The sequence below is a fragment of the Priestia megaterium genome (assembly GCF_023824195.1).
Lineage (GTDB): Bacteria > Bacillota > Bacilli > Bacillales > Bacillaceae_H > Priestia > Priestia megaterium_D.
The window spans coordinates 12,501-30,000 of the sequence record NZ_CP085442.1 but is presented as its reverse complement, the minus strand read 5'-3'; the positions used below and the strand labels follow the sequence as shown (position 1 = coordinate 30,000).

General features: G+C 39.1%; 16 protein-coding genes, 1 tRNA gene, 3 rRNA genes, 1 other RNA gene and 1 other annotated feature (2 of these 22 only partly in view). Of the genes, 5 read left to right on the top strand and 16 right to left on the bottom strand.

Annotated features, from left to right (window positions below; all coding sequences use genetic code 11):
- The 8 genes from LIS78_RS00150 to tadA all read right to left on the bottom strand — a co-directional run.
- Positions 1 to 160, bottom strand: a 16S ribosomal RNA gene (locus tag LIS78_RS00150); it reaches 1,392 nt to the left of the window's first position.
- 291 nt (positions 161 to 451) lie between these two features.
- Positions 452 to 721, bottom strand: coding sequence for a pro-sigmaK processing inhibitor BofA family protein (locus tag LIS78_RS00145; protein ID WP_013081328.1), 270 nt, complete (start codon positions 719 to 721; stop codon positions 452 to 454).
- Positions 722 to 837: 116 nt separating this feature from the next.
- Positions 838 to 1,062 (bottom strand): YaaL family protein, encoded by a 225-nt coding sequence (locus LIS78_RS00140; protein ID WP_013054840.1) that lies wholly within the window; start codon positions 1,060 to 1,062, stop codon positions 838 to 840.
- 14 nt (positions 1,063 to 1,076) lie between these two features.
- Positions 1,077 to 1,673 (bottom strand): recombination mediator RecR, encoded by a 597-nt coding sequence (gene recR / locus LIS78_RS00135; protein ID WP_014461944.1) that lies wholly within the window; start codon positions 1,671 to 1,673, stop codon positions 1,077 to 1,079.
- A 15-nt stretch (positions 1,674 to 1,688) separates the two neighbouring features.
- Entirely contained in the window at positions 1,689 to 2,009 is a 321-nt protein-coding gene (locus LIS78_RS00130; protein ID WP_013081327.1) for a YbaB/EbfC family nucleoid-associated protein, read from the bottom strand.
- Between the two features lie 19 nt (positions 2,010 to 2,028).
- The gene (dnaX, locus tag LIS78_RS00125) at positions 2,029 to 3,717 is read right to left on the bottom strand and encodes a DNA polymerase III subunit gamma/tau (RefSeq protein WP_195781486.1); all 1,689 of its coding nucleotides are present in this window, start codon (positions 3,715 to 3,717) and stop codon (positions 2,029 to 2,031) included.
- Positions 3,718 to 3,847: 130 nt separating this feature from the next.
- Positions 3,848 to 4,112: signal recognition particle sRNA large type (ffs, locus tag LIS78_RS00120), an RNA gene on the bottom strand.
- Positions 4,113 to 4,214: 102 nt separating this feature from the next.
- A complete protein-coding gene (gene tadA / locus LIS78_RS00115) occupies positions 4,215 to 4,685 on the bottom strand; it encodes a tRNA adenosine(34) deaminase TadA (RefSeq protein ID WP_195781487.1) in 471 nt (156 codons plus the stop codon).
- 79 nt (positions 4,686 to 4,764) lie between these two features.
- On the opposite strand from tadA, the gene LIS78_RS00110 reads away from it, so the two are divergent.
- From LIS78_RS00110 to LIS78_RS00095, 4 genes are all read left to right on the top strand, one after another.
- A complete protein-coding gene (locus tag LIS78_RS00110) occupies positions 4,765 to 5,307 on the top strand; it encodes a cysteine hydrolase family protein (RefSeq protein ID WP_195781488.1) in 543 nt (180 codons plus the stop codon).
- Positions 5,308 to 5,363: 56 nt separating this feature from the next.
- The gene (locus tag LIS78_RS00105) at positions 5,364 to 6,665 is read left to right on the top strand and encodes a glycoside hydrolase family 18 protein (RefSeq protein ID WP_195781489.1); all 1,302 of its coding nucleotides are present in this window, start codon (positions 5,364 to 5,366) and stop codon (positions 6,663 to 6,665) included.
- Between the two features lie 143 nt (positions 6,666 to 6,808).
- Complete coding sequence (locus LIS78_RS00100; RefSeq protein WP_252284523.1) at positions 6,809 to 7,444, top strand: deoxynucleoside kinase; 636 nt, start codon at positions 6,809 to 6,811, stop codon at positions 7,442 to 7,444.
- On the top strand, positions 7,444 to 8,124 hold the full coding sequence (locus tag LIS78_RS00095; protein WP_013054832.1) for a deoxynucleoside kinase: 681 nt from the start codon (positions 7,444 to 7,446) through the stop codon (positions 8,122 to 8,124). Before LIS78_RS00100 ends, LIS78_RS00095 begins: the two co-directional genes overlap by 1 nt.
- A 121-nt stretch (positions 8,125 to 8,245) precedes the next feature.
- Here the strand turns inward: LIS78_RS00095 and LIS78_RS00090 are convergent.
- From LIS78_RS00090 to guaB, 6 genes are all read right to left on the bottom strand, one after another.
- A tRNA-Ser gene (locus tag LIS78_RS00090) sits at positions 8,246 to 8,338 on the bottom strand.
- A gap of 109 nt (positions 8,339 to 8,447) precedes the next feature.
- A complete protein-coding gene (serS, locus tag LIS78_RS00085) occupies positions 8,448 to 9,725 on the bottom strand; it encodes a serine--tRNA ligase (protein ID WP_013054831.1) in 1,278 nt (425 codons plus the stop codon).
- 52 nt (positions 9,726 to 9,777) lie between these two features.
- Positions 9,778 to 9,990 (bottom strand) — a binding site (T-box leader).
- Positions 9,991 to 10,047: 57 nt separating this feature from the next.
- Complete coding sequence (gene pdxT / locus LIS78_RS00080) at positions 10,048 to 10,635, bottom strand: pyridoxal 5'-phosphate synthase glutaminase subunit PdxT (protein WP_028412710.1); 588 nt, start codon at positions 10,633 to 10,635, stop codon at positions 10,048 to 10,050.
- 21 nt (positions 10,636 to 10,656) lie between these two features.
- A complete protein-coding gene (pdxS, locus tag LIS78_RS00075; protein ID WP_252284521.1) occupies positions 10,657 to 11,544 on the bottom strand; it encodes a pyridoxal 5'-phosphate synthase lyase subunit PdxS in 888 nt (295 codons plus the stop codon).
- Positions 11,545 to 11,734: 190 nt separating this feature from the next.
- On the bottom strand, positions 11,735 to 13,090 hold the full coding sequence (locus LIS78_RS00070) for a serine hydrolase (RefSeq protein ID WP_252284520.1): 1,356 nt from the start codon (positions 13,088 to 13,090) through the stop codon (positions 11,735 to 11,737).
- Positions 13,091 to 13,240: 150 nt separating this feature from the next.
- On the bottom strand, positions 13,241 to 14,707 hold the full coding sequence (gene guaB / locus LIS78_RS00065; protein WP_013054827.1) for an IMP dehydrogenase: 1,467 nt from the start codon (positions 14,705 to 14,707) through the stop codon (positions 13,241 to 13,243).
- 116 nt (positions 14,708 to 14,823) lie between these two features.
- Between guaB and LIS78_RS00060 the strand changes: the two genes are divergently transcribed.
- Positions 14,824 to 15,789 (top strand): YaaC family protein, encoded by a 966-nt coding sequence (locus LIS78_RS00060; RefSeq protein WP_252284519.1) that lies wholly within the window; start codon positions 14,824 to 14,826, stop codon positions 15,787 to 15,789.
- A gap of 26 nt (positions 15,790 to 15,815) precedes the next feature.
- Here LIS78_RS00060 and rrf read toward each other — a convergent pair.
- Positions 15,816 to 15,931: ribosomal RNA gene (gene rrf / locus LIS78_RS00055) — 5S ribosomal RNA — on the bottom strand.
- Between the two features lie 63 nt (positions 15,932 to 15,994).
- A 23S ribosomal RNA gene (locus LIS78_RS00050) occupies positions 15,995 to 17,500 on the bottom strand (it continues 1,429 nt past the right edge of the window).

The window sequence follows — 17,500 nt, the reverse complement described above, 5'->3', positions numbered from 1 at the left end:
TTCCCGAAGTTATCCCAGTCTTACAGGCAGGTTGCCCACGTGTTACTCACCCGTCCGCCGCTAACGTCATAGAAGCAAGCTTCTAATCAGTTCGCTCGACTTGCATGTATTAGGCACGCCGCCAGCGTTCATCCTGAGCCAGGATCAAACTCTCCGAAGAAATGTTTGACTTGCTCAATTTAAAAAATAAAAATTAACGTTGACGTTTACTATTTCGTTCAGTTTTCAAAGAACTTTTGTCTCAAGGCGACTTTCTTATCTTACCACCTTAAGAATAACTTGTCAACAACTTTTTTTCGTTAAGTTATTTTCGAGTTATTTTTTCGTTGTTGTCTTAGCGACGTATATAAATATAACATCTGTTAACTTGATGGTCAACAACTTTTTCAAAAAAAATAAAAGTTTTCTCAAAAAGATTCCAGAAAACTTTTATTTTGGATATTCCTCCAAATTATAATATGAAATTATTAATAACAAGTAAGGCAGCTATTCCTGGGATACCTAAAATAGCTGAAACAATGGCTGTGGGGAAATTAATAGGGATATGAATACCGAACTGTACGCCAAAGATGTTAATAAAGAAAAGCAGCAGAACGCCAATAATAAGCTTAATCGATAAATTTCCAATGACTCGAAGCATTTTTTCAACACCACCTGTTACTAAGAGTAGAATGATTAGCCCTATTAAAAAAGACACAACTACAATGGGATGATTTAGCATGTTGCCTCCTTCTTAAAGCAGATAAGTTACCTTATATGTATGTCCAAGCATTCAAAAAAAGCACTATTTTACGGAGAGAAATCCTTATTTTATAAAGACAACAAAACAGGATGCCTCTATGACATCCTGTTAATTGAAATATTTCGATGCTTGGCTTCTTTTAATAGAAAAAGATACTTCATTTTGGCTAATCGAATATCTACCATTACCTCTTCTGAAGGATCTACACTTCTTTCTACCATTGAAGTTTTGTGACTCCATTCCTGCTTTACTTGCATAAAAGTCTTCACAAATTCATCATCGTACTCTTTGCGTAACCAACCTTTTCTTTTAAAAAACATATGCAAGTACCTCGTTATACTTCTCTTCTACCTTCTAGGGCTTTAGATAATGTTACTTCGTCTGCGTACTCAAGGTCTCCTCCGACGGGTAACCCATGAGCAATTCTAGTAATTTTAATTCCTGTCGGCTTTAAGAGCCTAGAGATATACATAGCCGTAGCTTCGCCCTCTATATTCGGGTTAGTAGCTAAAATCACTTCTTGAATCTCATCATCTTGAAGTCTTTTTAATAACTCTGGTACTTTGATATCTTCAGGCCCTATTCCTTCCATAGGTGAAATTGCGCCATGCAGGACATGATACAAGCCGTTATATTCTTTCATTTTCTCCATTGCAATGACATCCTTAGGGTCTTGCACGACACACACCACACTTCGCTCTCTACGCTGATCTTGACAAATGTAGCAAGGATCTTGATCTGTGATATGCCCACAAACTGAACAATAGGTTAAATTTCGCTTCGCATTGACTAATGCTTTTGCAAAATCTAATACTGTATCTTCTTTCATAGATAAAACAAAGAATGCTAAGCGAACAGCTGTTTTTGGACCAATGCCGGGTAACTTCATAAAACTATCTATAAGCTTTGATATTGGTTCTGGATAATGCACGTGGCAACCACCTTATTAAAGTCCTGGAATATTTAAACCTTTTGTAAATTGACCCATTGTGTTATTTGTTAAATCGTCCATTTGTTTTAATGCGTCATTTGTTGCTGCTAGTACTAAATCTTGTAGCATTTCAATATCTTCAGGATCTACTACATCCTCTTTAATATTTACATCAATTACTTGTTTCTGACCGTTAACCACAACTGTTACCATTCCCCCGCCAGCTGTACCTTCAACAGTTTTTTCAGCTAACTCTTCCTGCGCTTTTTGCATATCTTTTTGCATTTTTTGCATTTGTTTCATCATTTTTTGCATATTGCCCATGCCTTTCATCATGTGAACATTCCTCCTAAATTTACTCTTGAATTTCGATTAAGTCTTCTCCAAATAGCTTTTTCGCTTCTGCAACCACAGGGTCTTCCTCCTGTGGTTGACCTGATGACCCATCACTTTGCTGTCCTTGAAGAAACTCTTCTCTTACTTTATCCCATTCGCTTTCTGGAATTGCAACCATTTCACGCTTGCTGCCAATTAAAGTATATAAGATATTCTCTAAATTATCACGTACATTGTTGTTATTTTCAGAAGCCATTTTGCAATGAATTTCATATTTAAATTTAAGTATAAATGATTGATCTGAAGACGCAACCGGTTCACTGTTAGATAACAACGCTGCATGTGAAGCTTTATTTTGTTGTTTCAATGTGTCTAACACCTGCGCCCAAGATCGCTTAATCGTTTCTAAATTCTGCCGAGTGGCATTTTTTAAAACTTCATTTACCTTCCCAACAGGCGTTTTATACTGACTTCTTGACTGTCTTGTCTGTTTTTTCTCTGTTTGCGCTGCCTGAGCTGTATGATCAACTTGAATGCCTTTTTCTTTTAACTGCTGCAGTTCTGCTTCCATTTGATTCATTTTTTGCAAAATGTCTTGATATGGAAGATCACCCTCTTGATTTGTAGAACTTTGAGCTAATTTTACTAAAGCTACTTCAAGTAGCACTCGAGGATGATTGCTCCATTTCATCTCTTGCTGAGTTTGGTTCAATTCAGCAATGACTTTATAAATAAAAGCACTATCCATTTTTGAACTGAGTTCTTTAAACTCTTCGTTAACCGCTGCTTTTTCAAGTAAATATGCATTTTCTTCAGAAGCTTGATAAAGCAGAACATCACGATAATAGAAGATGAGGTCCTCTACAAACCTCGCTGGATCTTTTCCGTTTTTGATCAAACTTTCAACAGAGTCTAGCGCTTCTACAATGTTTTCATTAAAGATAGCTTGGACGATCTTCACAATAAAAGCCTGTGATACTGCTCCTGTTATGGATAGAACATCCTCTAAGCTCACCTTCTCCGTACTATACGAGATGGCTTGGTCTAAAAGACTAAGTGCATCACGCATGCCGCCTTCTGAAGCTTTCGCAATTTCGTAAAGAGCATCCTCGCTTACTTCTAGCTCTTCAGAACCTAATACTTCTTTCATTCGATATACGATATCTTCTGGCGAAATGCGTTTGAAATCAAAGCGCTGACATCTAGAGATAATCGTTAATGGAATTTTATGCGGCTCTGTTGTAGCTAAAATAAAGATAACATGTGCAGGAGGTTCTTCTAACGTTTTTAACAAAGCGTTAAAAGCTCCAATTGAAAGCATATGAACTTCATCAATAATGTACACTTTGTATCGAACAGCACTAGGTGCATATTTTACTTTATCACGGATATCTCGAATTTCATCGACTCCATTATTAGAGGCTGCATCAATTTCAATTACATCAGAAATGGAACCATCAGTAATTCCCCGACAAGTTGCACATTCATTACAGGGTTCAGCAATGGGTGCTTTTTCACAGTTAACGGCTTTCGCTAAAATTTTAGCAGCTGTTGTCTTTCCTGTCCCTCGAGGCCCAGAAAATAAATACGCATGCGAAAACTTTTCTTGGACAAGGGCATTTTGAAGTGTTTTGATAATATGTTGTTGACCGACTACGTCGTTAAAGCTTTGAGGACGGTATACACGGTATAGAGCCTGATATGCCACTACATCCTCTCCTTTTAATATAATTCATTAGTTATCATTATAGCGTATTATGAGGTTTTTTTTCAAAATAGTAAAAGATAAAATAAAAAGCCTACTCCAACAGAGTAGACTAAACTTATGTATATAACTGCCGTGCACCTTCCGTCGATTAGCCACCCCAGGCGTTACTTAAGCAGTTAGCTCGGTTCAGGCGACCCCATGGCACATGAGAGGTTCTGCTTACTGCTGCTTCCTTCCGGACCTGACAGGGTTCACAGATTCCCATTGCATAGGACCCAAACGTCAACACCACTTACTTAAGGCAGGCCCTAAGATGAGCTAACCTCAAGAAGGAATTCGGCCTCGCTAGAGCGGATTGCGAGTACAGGGCACCGCTACCTCCCCGCTTAGCACGGCAAAGTTGAAACCAATAGTTTGGGCATCAAGTTGATGCATTTACAAGTATACGTCTTTTCATTCAAAAATGCAACCGCTATAGAAAACTTACTTTTTTAGCGCTATTTTCCAGCCTTTTTTCGTTGACGCAACTCACGAAAAAAGGTCGTTAAGAGGCTCCCGCATTCTTCTTCTAGCATACCTCCTACTACTTCTGCTTGATGATTAAACTTTTCAAACTCTAATAAGTTTACCAATGTTCCCGCGCAGCCACCTTTAGGATCATAAGCGCCAAACACAACTCTTTTCACTCTTGATAATACAATAGCACCTGCACACATTGGACATGGTTCTAAGGTGACATATAACGTAGCGTCTTCCAATCTCCATGTTCCTAGTTTCTTACATGCTTCATCAATTGCTAAAAGTTCCGCATGAGCAACTGATCGCTGTTCTGTTTCTCGTAAATTATAAGCTGAAGCAATCACCTCATCATTTTGAACAATAACTGCTCCAATGGGAACCTCTAATTTATCTTTGGCTTTTAATGCTTCATCAATTGCCAACCTCATATACTTTTCATCATTTAACACTTTTTATCCAACCTTACATATTATATTTTTTCTGAGTCAAACTATTTACTATGTACATCAGGAAAAGGAGAGACCTTTTGTGAAGAACGCTAAAACTGCTTTAATTATTATTGATATGCTAAACGATTTTCAATTTAATAGCGGAAAAGTACTTGCTGAAAAATCTTTAACAATTGCTCAAAACATTGCCAAATTAAAACAATATGCCTCGTCTCAACATATCCCTATCATTTATGTCAATGACCACTATAAGCTATGGCAAGCAAACTTAGAAACCATTTTAACACACTGCACAAATGAGGTAAGCTCACCCATTCTACATCGCATTTCACCACAAAACGCTGATTACTTTTTAATTAAACCAAAGCATTCTATCTTCTATGGGACAGCTTTAAATATTTTGCTATCACAGCTCGATGTGCATACACTTATTTTAACAGGAATTGCGGGAAATATATGCGTGCTTTTTTCAGCCAACGATGCTTATATGCGTGAGTATAATTTAATTGTGCCTGAAGATTGTATTGCTTCAAACGCAGATGAAGACAATACCTTTGCTTTGAGAATGATGCATAACGTATTAAATGCTCGTATTTGCAAACATACCGAGTTGATGAATTAAGTAAAAAGCCTTCTCATATGATGGAAGTAAGTCATATGAAATGGAGGCTTTTTATTATGCAAATTTACACTGTTAAAGCAGGTGACAGTATATATAGTATTGCAAAACAGTTTCGCATTGACGCAGGAAAAATTATAAGAGCAAATGAATTACCTAATCCAAATCAACTCGTCATCGGGCAATCTATGGTTATTCCAATCAACGGTACTTACTACACAGTAAAAGCTGGGGACACTATATGGAAGATAGGAAGAAAATTAGGCGTTAGCTATCAGGCTATTGCCAATGCGAACAATGTTTCAGTTACAGCACCCTTAACACCTGGACGCCGCATCTTAATTCCCCCTTCCCCAAACAAAAGAAACGGTGAGTTTTTAGGGTATGTTGAAACAAGCAATCGAAAAATCACCCCTCAAACAGAGAAAATGATTAATCAAAATGCAAAATACCTTACTTATCTCGGACCAGCGAACTTCGAAGTGCAAAAAGACGGTTCTCTAAAGGCGCCTCCACTTAACAATTTAGGTTCTATTGCTAAAGAAAATGACGTCATTTTCTTAATGGTATTGGCTAATATTGAAAACGGCGCATTCAGTGACGAAGTCGGCCGAGCAATTTTAAATAATAAAGACGTTCAAGATACGCTCTTAAATAATATTGTAAAAACAGCGAAAGAACAAAATTTTAGAGACATTCACTTTGACTTCGAATTTTTGCGTCCGGCAGATAAAGAAGCCTATATTGCATTTTTACAGAAAGCAAAAAAGCGGCTTCAAGATGAGCAACTTCTTATGTCTGTCGCTTTAGCTCCGAAGACAAGTCGAGATCAAAAAGGCAAATGGTATGAAGCACATGATTATAAAGCCATTGGAGAGATTGCTAACTTCGTTGTTCCGATGACATATGAATGGGGATATAGCGGTGGGCCTCCTATGGCCGTCTCTCCTATTGGTCCCGTACGTGATGTTTTAGAATACGCAGTATCTGAAATACCTAGTTCAAAAATTATCATGGGCCAAAACCTATACGGTTACGATTGGACACTTCCTTACAAACCAGGAGGAGAATATGCCAAAGCCATTAGTCCTCAACGAGCTATTGAGTTGGCAGCTCGCTATAAAGTAGCTATTCAATACGACAATAAAGCACAAGCTCCTTTCTTCCGGTATAAAGATGAACAGCAGCGCACCCACGAAGTATGGTTTGAAGACGCTAGGTCTATTCAGGCTAAGTTTGATTTAATCAAAGAATTAAAACTTAGAGGAATGGCCTACTGGAAACTAGGCTTAGATTTCCCACAAAACTGGCTCTTAATTGAAGACAACTTCAAAATTACAAAAAGACTGACACAGCAATAAATAGGGAAAGCTTACTGTTAACAGTAGGCTTTTTGTTATTCTTCTTACTGAAAGAAATTTCTTTTCCCCTTATTCTCCTTCTCTATGTTAAAATATTTTTTGTCTGTTTTTTTTGAACGAGTGGTCATGAAGGAGGCAAATGAATGCAAGGCACACCTTTTATTTCAGTAGAAGGACCCATCGGTGTCGGAAAAACCTCTTTAGCTAAAGAGATTGCACAAGCATTTCAATTCGAAATTTTAAAAGAAATCGTAGATGAAAATCCATTTCTCGGGAAATTTTATGAGAATATCGACGAGTGGAGTTTTCAAACCGAAATGTTTTTTCTATGTAATCGATATAAGCAGTTAGAGGATATTCAAAAAGGGTTCTTATCTTATAAAAAACCTGTTGTAGCAGATTATCATATTATGAAAAACATGATTTTCGCTGAGCAAACGTTAAAAGATGAACAGTATAAAAAATATGTACAAATCTTCCACATCTTAACGGCTGATATGCCAGCTCCGAACATTATTATTTATTTAAATGCCAGTTTAGATACCTTGTTAAAGCGTATTAAAATGCGTGGAAGAGAAATTGAACGAAACATCGATCCTCACTACCTCACAAGGCTAAGTGAGGATTACGAAAAAGCTATGACGACGTTTGAACAAAATAACCCTGATGTAACCATTTTACGTTATGACGGTGATGAAATAGATTTTGTACAAAATAAACAACACTTAAATAGAATCTTATCAGAGGTTCAAGAGAGTATGTTAAAAAGGAGTATGTAATGGTAAACTTACGATCGAAATACAACATTCCTAATGATGCTGTGTTGACGATAGCGGGTACAGTTGGAGTTGGGAAATCTACGATGACTCAATCATTGGCTGATGCTCTCCAATTTCGCACATCGTTTGAAAAAGTAGATTCCAACCCTTACCTGGACAAATTTTATGGGGATTTTGAACGTTGGAGCTTTCACCTACAAGTATATTTTCTAGCGGAACGTTTTAAAGAACAAAAGAAAATTTTCGAGTATGGCGGCGGCTTCATTCAAGACAGATCCATTTACGAAGATACCGGTATCTTTGCTAAGATGCATTTTGAAAAAGGAACAATGTCTAAAGTAGATTATGAGACATATACAAGCTTGTTCGATGCAATGGTTATGACTCCATATTTCCCTCATCCGGATCTGCTCATTTATTTGGAAGGCAGCTTCGAAGATATTGTAGATCGCATTCAAGAAAGAGGGCGACCAATGGAGCAACAAACGCCTCTTGATTATTGGAAAGAGATGCACGCCCGATACGAAGACTGGATTAATAACTTTACGGCTTGCCCTATTCTTCGTTTAGATATCAGAGAATACGACCTTATCAAGGATCCTGATTCAATTGAATCAATTGTTGAAAAAGTGGCTCGCTTTTTACAACATAATGAAAAGTTAAAACGTCGTCATCTATAAAAAAATGCCGCTTTAATAGATAAAGCGGCATTTTTAACAAATAAAAAACCGTTACTTATAAAGTAACGGTTTTCCAATCTCCAATTTATCGCGCTATGTTAATTGCATTATAAGTCAAATATGGCGGAGGAAGAGGGATTCGAACCCCCGCGGGCTTTAACACCCCTGTCGGTTTTCAAGACCGATCCCTTCAGCCGGACTTGGGTATTCCTCCGTATCGACAAGTATTAATTTATCACATACAAATAATGAAGTCAACTCTTTTATTGATTTTTTTAAAAAAGATGTTCATTAAGAATTAATTTAATGAACATCTTTTACTTTTATTTAGAAATAAATTCTTTATTTCCCATATATGGACGCAGCACTTCTGGAATTTGAATTGATCCATCTTCCTGCTGGTAGTTTTCTAAAATTGCAGCTACCGTACGGCCAATTGCTAAGCCAGAACCGTTTAGTGTATGAACATGTTCTGGTTTTGCTTTTGTATCACGGCGGAAACGAATATTAGCACGGCGAGCTTGGAAGCTTTCAAAGTTTGAACAAGAAGAAATTTCACGATACGTTTCATAACTTGGAATCCAAACTTCAATATCATACTTTTTGGCTGCTGTGAAACCTAAGTCAGCTGTACACATGCTTAGAACTCGGTAAGGTAAACCTAATAGTTGAAGAACCTTTTCAGCATGGCCCGTTAATTTTTCTAATTCATCATAAGAATCTTCTGGCTTAACAAAGCGAACAAGTTCTACTTTATTAAACTGATGCTGACGAATAAGCCCACGTGTATCTCTTCCTGCAGAGCCTGCTTCTGAGCGGAAGCAAGCACTATACGCTGTATAAGCAATTGGAAGCTGATCTCCGCTTAAAATTTCATCACGATGTAAATTTGTAACTGGTACTTCAGCTGTAGGAATTAAGAAATAATCTTCTTCTTTAATCTTGAATGCATCTTCTTCAAATTTAGGAAGCTGCCCTGTTCCTGTCATGCTTGTACGATTTACCATATATGGAGGAAGGATTTCTTCATAACCATGCTCATCCATATGTAAATCCATCATAAAGTTAATAAGAGCGCGTTCTAACCTTGCACCTAACCCTTTATAAAATACAAAGCGGCTTCCCGTTACTTTCGAAGCTCTTTCAAAATCTAAAATATTTAAATCTGTTCCTAAATCCCAATGCGGTTTTGGTTCAAAATCAAATTGTTTAATTTCTCCCCATTTGCGAACTTCTACGTTATCATCTTCAGTTTCACCTACAGGCGTACTTTCATGTGGAACGTTAGGAATTGAAAGCAGCAATAGCTCTAATTCTTCTTCAACGCTGCGAAGCTCTTCATCCAATTGCTTTACGCGGTCTCCTACTTCACGCATTTCAACGATTAAATGATCAGCATCTTGTTTTTCACGCTTCAATTGTGCAATTTGCTGTGATACTTCATTTCGCTTGCTTTTTAACTCTTCTGTTTGAGCAATTAGCTCACGGCGTTTTGCATCTAACTCTTCAAAGCGACCTAAGTCCGTTAAGTCCTCACCACGAAACTTAAGCTTTTCTTTTACTTCATTAAAATTAGCACGTAAAAATTTTAAATCTAACATACTTAATACCTCCTTTAGTATAAAAGGGCAAAATAAAAACTCTCATCCCCATGAAAGGGACGAGAGTTTACCCGCGTTGCCACCCTAATTGAAAGCTAAAATAAGCCTTCCTCTTAAACCAGATAACGGATGAACCGAAACTGCCTACTACTTTTTCGACAGCTTGCTCCAGGACGGATTCTTAAGAATTGATTATCGATTCACACCAGCCATCGACTCTCTTGAAATCAAAAATCTTATTACTATTTCCTATCAACGCTTTATACCAATATCATTTTTAATAATCATAATGTACTACAAGTCTTTACAAGATGCAATTCATTTATACAGGTTTTTTTGAAGCTTCTTCAACCATTGCTACAAAATACTGCGCCATGCGAGCATCATCTGTTAATTCTGGATGAAACGAACATCCCAAGAATTGACCTTGTCTTGCTGCAACAATTCGGTCGTTATGCATTGCTAAGACTTCAACGTTTTCTCCTACTTCTACAATATGCGGAGCACGGATAAATACGCCTATAAAATCTTCACCGATATCTTTAATATTTAGGGCAGCTTCAAAGCTATCCCGTTGACGCCCAAACGAGTTGCGAGCTACCGTAATATCCATAACACCTAAATGGGGCTCTTCACGGTCAACGACTTGTCCTGCGAGTAAAATTAAACCCGCACACGTACCAAATACCGGTTTACCAGCTTGTGCAAACTGGCGAAGAGGTTCCATAAAGTCATATTTGTCGATGAGGCGACGCATCGCTGTGCTTTCGCCGCCCGGTAGGATTAAACCATCTATTTCGTCTAGCTGTTCAACTTTTTTAATGATAATGGCTTCAGCGCCTGCTGCTTCTAATGCTTGTGCATGCTCGCGAAAGGCACCTTGTAATCCTAACACGCCTACTTTTACCATTTTGTCAAAACTCCCTTTAAATTACCATCCACGCTCTTGCATGCGGTTTTCTGGTAATAATGATGAAATTTCAATCCCTTTCATTGCACTTCCTAATCCTTTTGACAAGCTTGCAATAAGCTCATAGTCTTGATAATGTGTTGTTGCTTCCACGATTGCACGCGCAAATTTTTCAGGGTTGTCTGATTTGAAGATTCCTGATCCAACGAACACGCCGTCAGCTCCAAGCTGCATCATTAATGCTGCGTCTGCTGGTGTTGCTACACCGCCTGCTGCAAAGTTTACAACCGGTAAGCGGCCTTCATGCTTAATTTGCAGTAATAACTCATAAGGCGCGCCTAATAGTTTTGCTTCTGTCATTAACTCATCTTCGTCCATGCCCACAACTTTACGTACTTGAGCGTTTACTTGACGCATATGACGCACTGCTTCCACAATGTTTCCTGTCCCTGGTTCGCCCTTTGTACGAAGCATTGCAGCTCCTTCAGCAATACGACGAGATGCTTCGCCAAGATCACGGCAACCGCACACAAATGGAACCGTAAATGTATTTTTATTTAAATGAAACTCCTCATCAGCTGGAGTCAACACTTCACTTTCATCGATGTAGTCTACACCCATCGCTTCTAGCACGCGTGCTTCAACAATATGGCCAATACGAGCTTTTGCCATAACTGGAATGGACACAGCATTCATCACTTCTTCAACAATTGTTGGATCTGCCATACGAGACACGCCGCCTGCTGCACGAATATCAGCTGGAACACGCTCTAATGCCATAACAGCAACAGCGCCTGCTGCTTCTGCAATTTTTGCTTGCTCTGCATTGATAACGTCCATGATAACGCCACCCTTTTGCATTTCCGCCATTCCTCGTTTTACACGATCAGTACCTGTAATGTTATTCATGTTTGTCTTCCTCCTGTATCAAGTGTTTCACAATAATTTTTAGTGTATATACAAAATTCAAAACTTAGTGTCTATTTTACCGCATTTTTCGGAAAATTCCTATCTAATTTATAGATTATATACAAACAAATCTAAAAATAAAAAGAAGAGATACTCTCTTATAGTATCTCTTCTTTCTCTTAAGTTATCATTAAAACCAGTTATTCACTGTATTTGCAGCATTCATCCAAATATCGCTGAAGAAGTTACCGATGCTACGGATAGCAAGAGAGAACCATCCAGCTTTTTCAACAGATTCGTTTGTCACAACCGGCGTCATGCTATCTGTAGTTTGACCTCCTACATAGCCTAGATCTTTGAGATTGCTGTTTGTTGCACTCACATAAGCAACTATTTCTCCTTTTTTAATAGGAGCAACAACTTTTTGATCGTTCACAACTTTATCGTTTAACTTAAAGTTGATTTTAGTATGATCTTTTTGACCTTTTTCGGTAATAATCTTTACCGAATCTTTTGGAGAAACGGAAGCTTCTTTTGATTTTCCTTTAGCAACATCAATTGTTTCATGCCCTTTAATCTCGCCGTTAGCAGGCACTACTTCTTTTAACTGAAAATGACTAAAAGCATAATCCAATATCTTTTTCGTTTGGGAAAAACGAGCAGCTTCCGTAGACTTGCCGTTTTCCTTAGCATTCATTACAACTGTTATGTATCTTACCCCGTTACGCTCTGCAGTCCCAGTGAAACATTGACCTGCAAAATCTGTATGACCAGTTTTTAATCCGTCTACACCGCTGTAGGCAGCTGAAAAACCAGGGAGCATCTTATTCCAATTGTTCATTTTTGTTTCGCCTTGTTGCCCTTGTCTAAACATCTTAGAAGGAGTTTTAGCTACTTCCAAAGATTCTGGATAATCATGAATTAAGTGATAAGCAAGGGTAGCAACTGCCCGAGCCGATAGAAGGTTCTCATCTTCTTCCTTCGTTCCTTTTGGATACATTCCTTTTAACAAAGAATTAGAAAGACCTGTAGAATTGACAAATTTTGATTCACCCATATTTAATCTTTTTGCCGTTTCATTCATTAACTTAATAAAGTTTTCTTCAGAATCGCTGACAGCTTCAGCTAAAGCAATTGCAGCTCCATTAGCTGAATAAATAGCCATGGCATCATATAATTCTTTCACCGTGTATTTTTGGTTTTCAATTAACGGTACATTTGATAATCCATAATCCTGAGAAATTTTAGCTGCATATTTACTAACTGGCACACGTTGATCCCAAGATAATTTCTTATCTTTTATGGATTCTAATACTAAGTATTCCGTCATCATTTTTGTCATGCTTGCAATACCTAATAAAGCATCCGTATTTTTCCCGTATAATACTTTCCCCGTACTTGCCTCTACTAAGATCGCTGCATCTGCTTCAACGCCAATATCATCTGTTTTAAGAGCAGCTGATGCTTGTGTAGAGACAAAAAATACGCTGGCCATTAACATAACAGCAATGACACAAATTAATTGTTTCTGTACTGCGTTTCTCACTCTATACCCTCCAAACGTAAACTCACATAAATGTAATTTTATCATACTAAAATTTAAAAAAATAGATAAAGAAGTACTGTTACATTCATGATTAACGACATAAAAAACACGTTTCCCTAATAGGGAAACGTGTTTTTTAAACATTCATGATTATCTCATAGAATAGTTAGGAGATTCTTTTGTGATTTGTACATCATGTGGGTGACTTTCTCTTAAACCTGCTCCAGTCATACGAATGAATTGTGCCTGTTCACGTAAGGCTTCTAAGTTAGCTGAACCACAGTAACCCATTCCTGCGCGTAAACCGCCAATCATTTGATATAAAGTATCTGCTACAGGTCCTTTGTAAGGCAAACGGCCTTCGATACCTTCTGGAACTAATTTTTTATTATCTTCTTGGAAGTATCGATCTTTACTTCCTTTTTCCATAGCTCCTACAGAGCCCATTCCACGGTACACTTTAAAGCGTCTACCTTGGTAGATTTCTGTTTCTCCAGGACTTTCTGTCGTTCCTGCTAGAAGGCTTCCTAGCATTACTGTATGTCCACCAGCTGCAAGTGCTTTTACGATATCTCCAGAGTATTTAATACCGCCATCTGCGATAATAGCTACACCGTGCTTACGAGCTTCAGTTGCACAGTCATATACTGCTGTAATTTGTGGAACGCCTACACCAGCTACAACACGAGTTGTACAAATTGAACCAGGTCCAATTCCTACTTTTACTACGTTTGCTCCCGCTTCAATTAATGCTTTTGTACCTTCAGCAGTTGCTACGTTACCAGCAATAATATTTAACTCTGGATATGCCTCGCGAATGCTGCGTACCGTATCTAAAACGCCTTGTGAATGTCCATGCGCTGTATCAATAACGATAACATCAACGCCAGCTTGTACTAATTTTTCGATACGAACGTTTGAATCAGCTGTTACGCCAACAGCTGCTCCAACTAATAATCGACCTTGTTGATCTTTAGCTGCATTTGGAAACTCAATTACTTTTTCAATGTCTTTAATTGTGATAAGACCTTTTAATACGCCATTGTCATCTACAAGAGGTAACTTTTCAATTTTGTATTGCTGTAGAATTTTCTCCGCTTCTTCTAAAGTCGTTCCTACTGGAGCAGTAACTAATTCTTCTTTTGTCATTACATCAGCAATTTGCATTGAATAATCTTGAATGAAACGCAAGTCGCGGTTTGTAAGGATTCCAACTAGTTTTTGTTCTTCTTCGTTGTTCACAATCGGCACACCTGAGATACGATATTTGCCCATTAAATGTTCAGCAGCAAATACTTGGTTTTCAGGAGTTAAAAAGAAAGGATCCGTGATAACACCACTTTCAGAACGTTTTACTTTATCAACTTGTTCTGCTTGCTGTTCAATCGACATGTTTTTGTGAATGATACCTAGACCACCTTGTCTAGCCATCGCAATAGCCATTTCAGCTTCTGTAACTGTATCCATTCCTGCACTGATGAACGGCACCTTTAATTTTAATGTTTTTGTTAGTTCAACACTCATATCCACGTCTTTAGGTAGTACCTCAGATTTTGCTGGCACCAGTAAAACGTCATCAAATGTTAAGCCTTCTTTAGAAAATTTGCTTTCCCACATTATAGAATCCTCCTTTAAACGACAGAATATTATTAGTAGATTAACAAGCAGATATGTACCTGTCAATAACTTCACTAGATATCAGATAATTCTAATAAAAAGAAAAGGTGATTTAGTTGCATAAATTTAATGATGTTTGGACGTCCTACAATTTATTTTTCTCCGTTCCTTTTGTACAAGACTTTTTAAAAAAGCGCTATCAAAAATTGAATTATAGCGATGCAGAGCAACATAGCTTTAAAAACAGTTACCCATTTATTTATTATTTGGAACACAGTAAAAATTATTATCAAGTTGCGGCACAATCTCCTGTATCAGTTCAACCAGTTTTATTATTTTATGGAATGTCACAGCTGTTAAAAGCCTGTTTGTTAACGCAAAACCCAGTATATCCAGAAAATACGGCGGTGTTAGCACATGGAGTATCAACACGAAAAAGAAAAAAACAAAGTTATGATTTTTTAGATGATGAAGTTAAGATCCAAAAAAGCGGTTTGTTTTCACAAGTAGGAGAAGAATTGTTTCATGTGAAACAACTGGAAGGTAGTAAATATACAATGAATTACCTGTTGTCTTGCGTACCTGAATTAGATACATTATTTTCAAATTTGGGTACTAGGTCATTTTCCCATTTAACAACTATTGGATCGCTTCCAGCTACCTCTTTGCCTATTCCTGAACAAGTTACACGTTGTTATCATATGAGTCACGAAAGGCTCTATTCTTTTTTAAAAGAGCGTTCCCGCCTATCATTGTCTCTGTCAGAAGATCAGGTATGTATTCTTGACCCTTCAAGCTGTTTATATAATTGTTCACCTTTTATGTACAATTTCCAAGATAACACGCTGCATGCACCGTTGAAAAAAGATAGCTGCTTATATTTCCCTGAGATGTTGGCACATTACTTATTACTTTATAATTTAAGTATGATTTCACGTTATGAAACAGAGTGGTGGTATGAATTATTGCATACATACTCTTCGAAAGATTACCCATTTATCTTGAGGTTCCTTGAGGTTACGGCTCAAAAGATTCCTTACTTAATTTCTTGTTACTTAAATGAACATACAAAAAAAGACTAGCTAAAATAGCTAGTCTTTTTTCAAGTGCCTGGCAACGTCCTACTCTCACAGGGACAAAGTCCCAACTACCATTGGCGCTAAAGAGCTTAACTTCCGTGTTCGGTATGGGAACGGGTGTGACCTCTTCGCTATCGCCACCAGACAAGAGATTGCTCTCTCAAAACTAGATAACAGTTTGCTGAGTAAAGCTTACGCTTTTAAAAGTTTGGTTAAGTCCTCGATCGATTAGTATCAGTCAGCTACACATGTCGCCACGCTTCCACCTCTGACCTATCAACCTGATCATCTTTCAGGGATCTTACTAGCTTACGCTATGGGAAATCTCATCTTGAGGGGGGCTTCATGCTTAGATGCTTTCAGCACTTATCCCGTCCACACATAGCTACCCAGCGATGCCTTTGGCAAGACAACTGGTACACCAGCGGTGTGTCCATCCCGGTCCTCTCGTACTAAGGACAGCTCCTCTCAAATTTCCTACGCCCACGACGGATAGGGACCGAACTGTCTCACGACGTTCTGAACCCAGCTCGCGTACCGCTTTAATGGGCGAACAGCCCAACCCTTGGGACCGACTACAGCCCCAGGATGCGATGAGCCGACATCGAGGTGCCAAACCTCCCCGTCGATGTGGACTCTTGGGGGAGATAAGCCTGTTATCCCCGGGGTAGCTTTTATCCGTTGAGCGATGGCCCTTCCATGCGGAACCACCGGATCACTAAGCCCGACTTTCGTCCCTGCTCGACTTGTAGGTCTCGCAGTCAAGCTCCCTTGTGCCTTTACACTCTACGAATGATTTCCAACCATTCTGAGGGAACCTTTGGGCGCCTCCGTTACATTTTAGGAGGCGACCGCCCCAGTCAAACTGCCCACCTGACACTGTCTCCCGGCCCGATCAGGGCCGCGGGTTAGAATTTCAATACAGCCAGGGTAGTATCCCACCGACGCCTCCACCGAAGCTAGCGCTCCGGCTTCTCAGGCTCCTACCTATCCTGTACAAGCTGTACCAAAATTCAATATCAGGCTACAGTAAAGCTCCACGGGGTCTTTCCGTCCTGTCGCGGGTAACCTGCATCTTCACAGGTACTATAATTTCACCGAGTCTCTCGTTGAGACAGTGCCCAGATCGTTACGCCTTTCGTGCGGGTCGGAACTTACCCGACAAGGAATTTCGCTACCTTAGGACCGTTATAGTTACGGCCGCCGTTTACTGGGGCTTCGATTCAGAGCTTCTCCCAAAGGATAACCCCTCCTCTTAACCTTCCAGCACCGGGCAGGCGTCAGCCCCTATACTTCGCCTTGCGGCTTCGCAGAGACCTGTGTTTTGCTAAACAGTCGCCTGGGCCTATTCACTGCGGCTCTCTCGGGCTATACACCCTACCAGAGCACCCCTTCTCCCGAAGTTACGGGGTCATTTTGCCGAGTTCCTTAACGAGAGTTCTCTCGATCACCTTAGGATTCTCTCCTCGCCTACCTGTGTCGGTTTGCGGTACGGGCACCTCCCGCCTCGCTAGAGGCTTTTCTTGGCAGTGTGGAATCAGGAACTTCGGTACTATAATTCCCTCGTCATCACAGCTCAGCCTTTATGATGAGCGGATTTGCCTACTCATCAGCCTAACTGCTTGAACGCGCATATCCAGCAGCGCGCTTACCCTATCCTACTGCGTCCCCCCATTACTCAAACGGCGGGGAGGTGGTACAGGAATATCAACCT

Coding starts and splice junctions, on each gene's coding strand:
- LIS78_RS00130 (WP_013081327.1), bottom strand. CDS start 2,009: ATGATGAAAGGCATGGGCAATATGCAAAAAATGATGAAACAAATGCAA.
- serS (WP_013054831.1), bottom strand. CDS start 9,725: ATGTTAGATTTAAAATTTTTACGTGCTAATTTTAATGAAGTAAAAGAA.
- LIS78_RS00095 (WP_013054832.1), top strand. CDS start 7,444: ATGGTAAACTTACGATCGAAATACAACATTCCTAATGATGCTGTGTTG.
- LIS78_RS00140 (WP_013054840.1), bottom strand. CDS start 1,062: ATGTTTTTTAAAAGAAAAGGTTGGTTACGCAAAGAGTACGATGATGAA.
- pdxT (WP_028412710.1), bottom strand. CDS start 10,635: ATGGTAAAAGTAGGCGTGTTAGGATTACAAGGTGCCTTTCGCGAGCAT.
- LIS78_RS00105 (WP_195781489.1), top strand. CDS start 5,364: ATGCAAATTTACACTGTTAAAGCAGGTGACAGTATATATAGTATTGCA.
- LIS78_RS00100 (WP_252284523.1), top strand. CDS start 6,809: ATGCAAGGCACACCTTTTATTTCAGTAGAAGGACCCATCGGTGTCGGA.
- LIS78_RS00145 (WP_013081328.1), bottom strand. CDS start 721: ATGCTAAATCATCCCATTGTAGTTGTGTCTTTTTTAATAGGGCTAATC.
- pdxS (WP_252284521.1), bottom strand. CDS start 11,544: ATGAATAACATTACAGGTACTGATCGTGTAAAACGAGGAATGGCGGAA.
- guaB (WP_013054827.1), bottom strand. CDS start 14,707: ATGTGGGAAAGCAAATTTTCTAAAGAAGGCTTAACATTTGATGACGTT.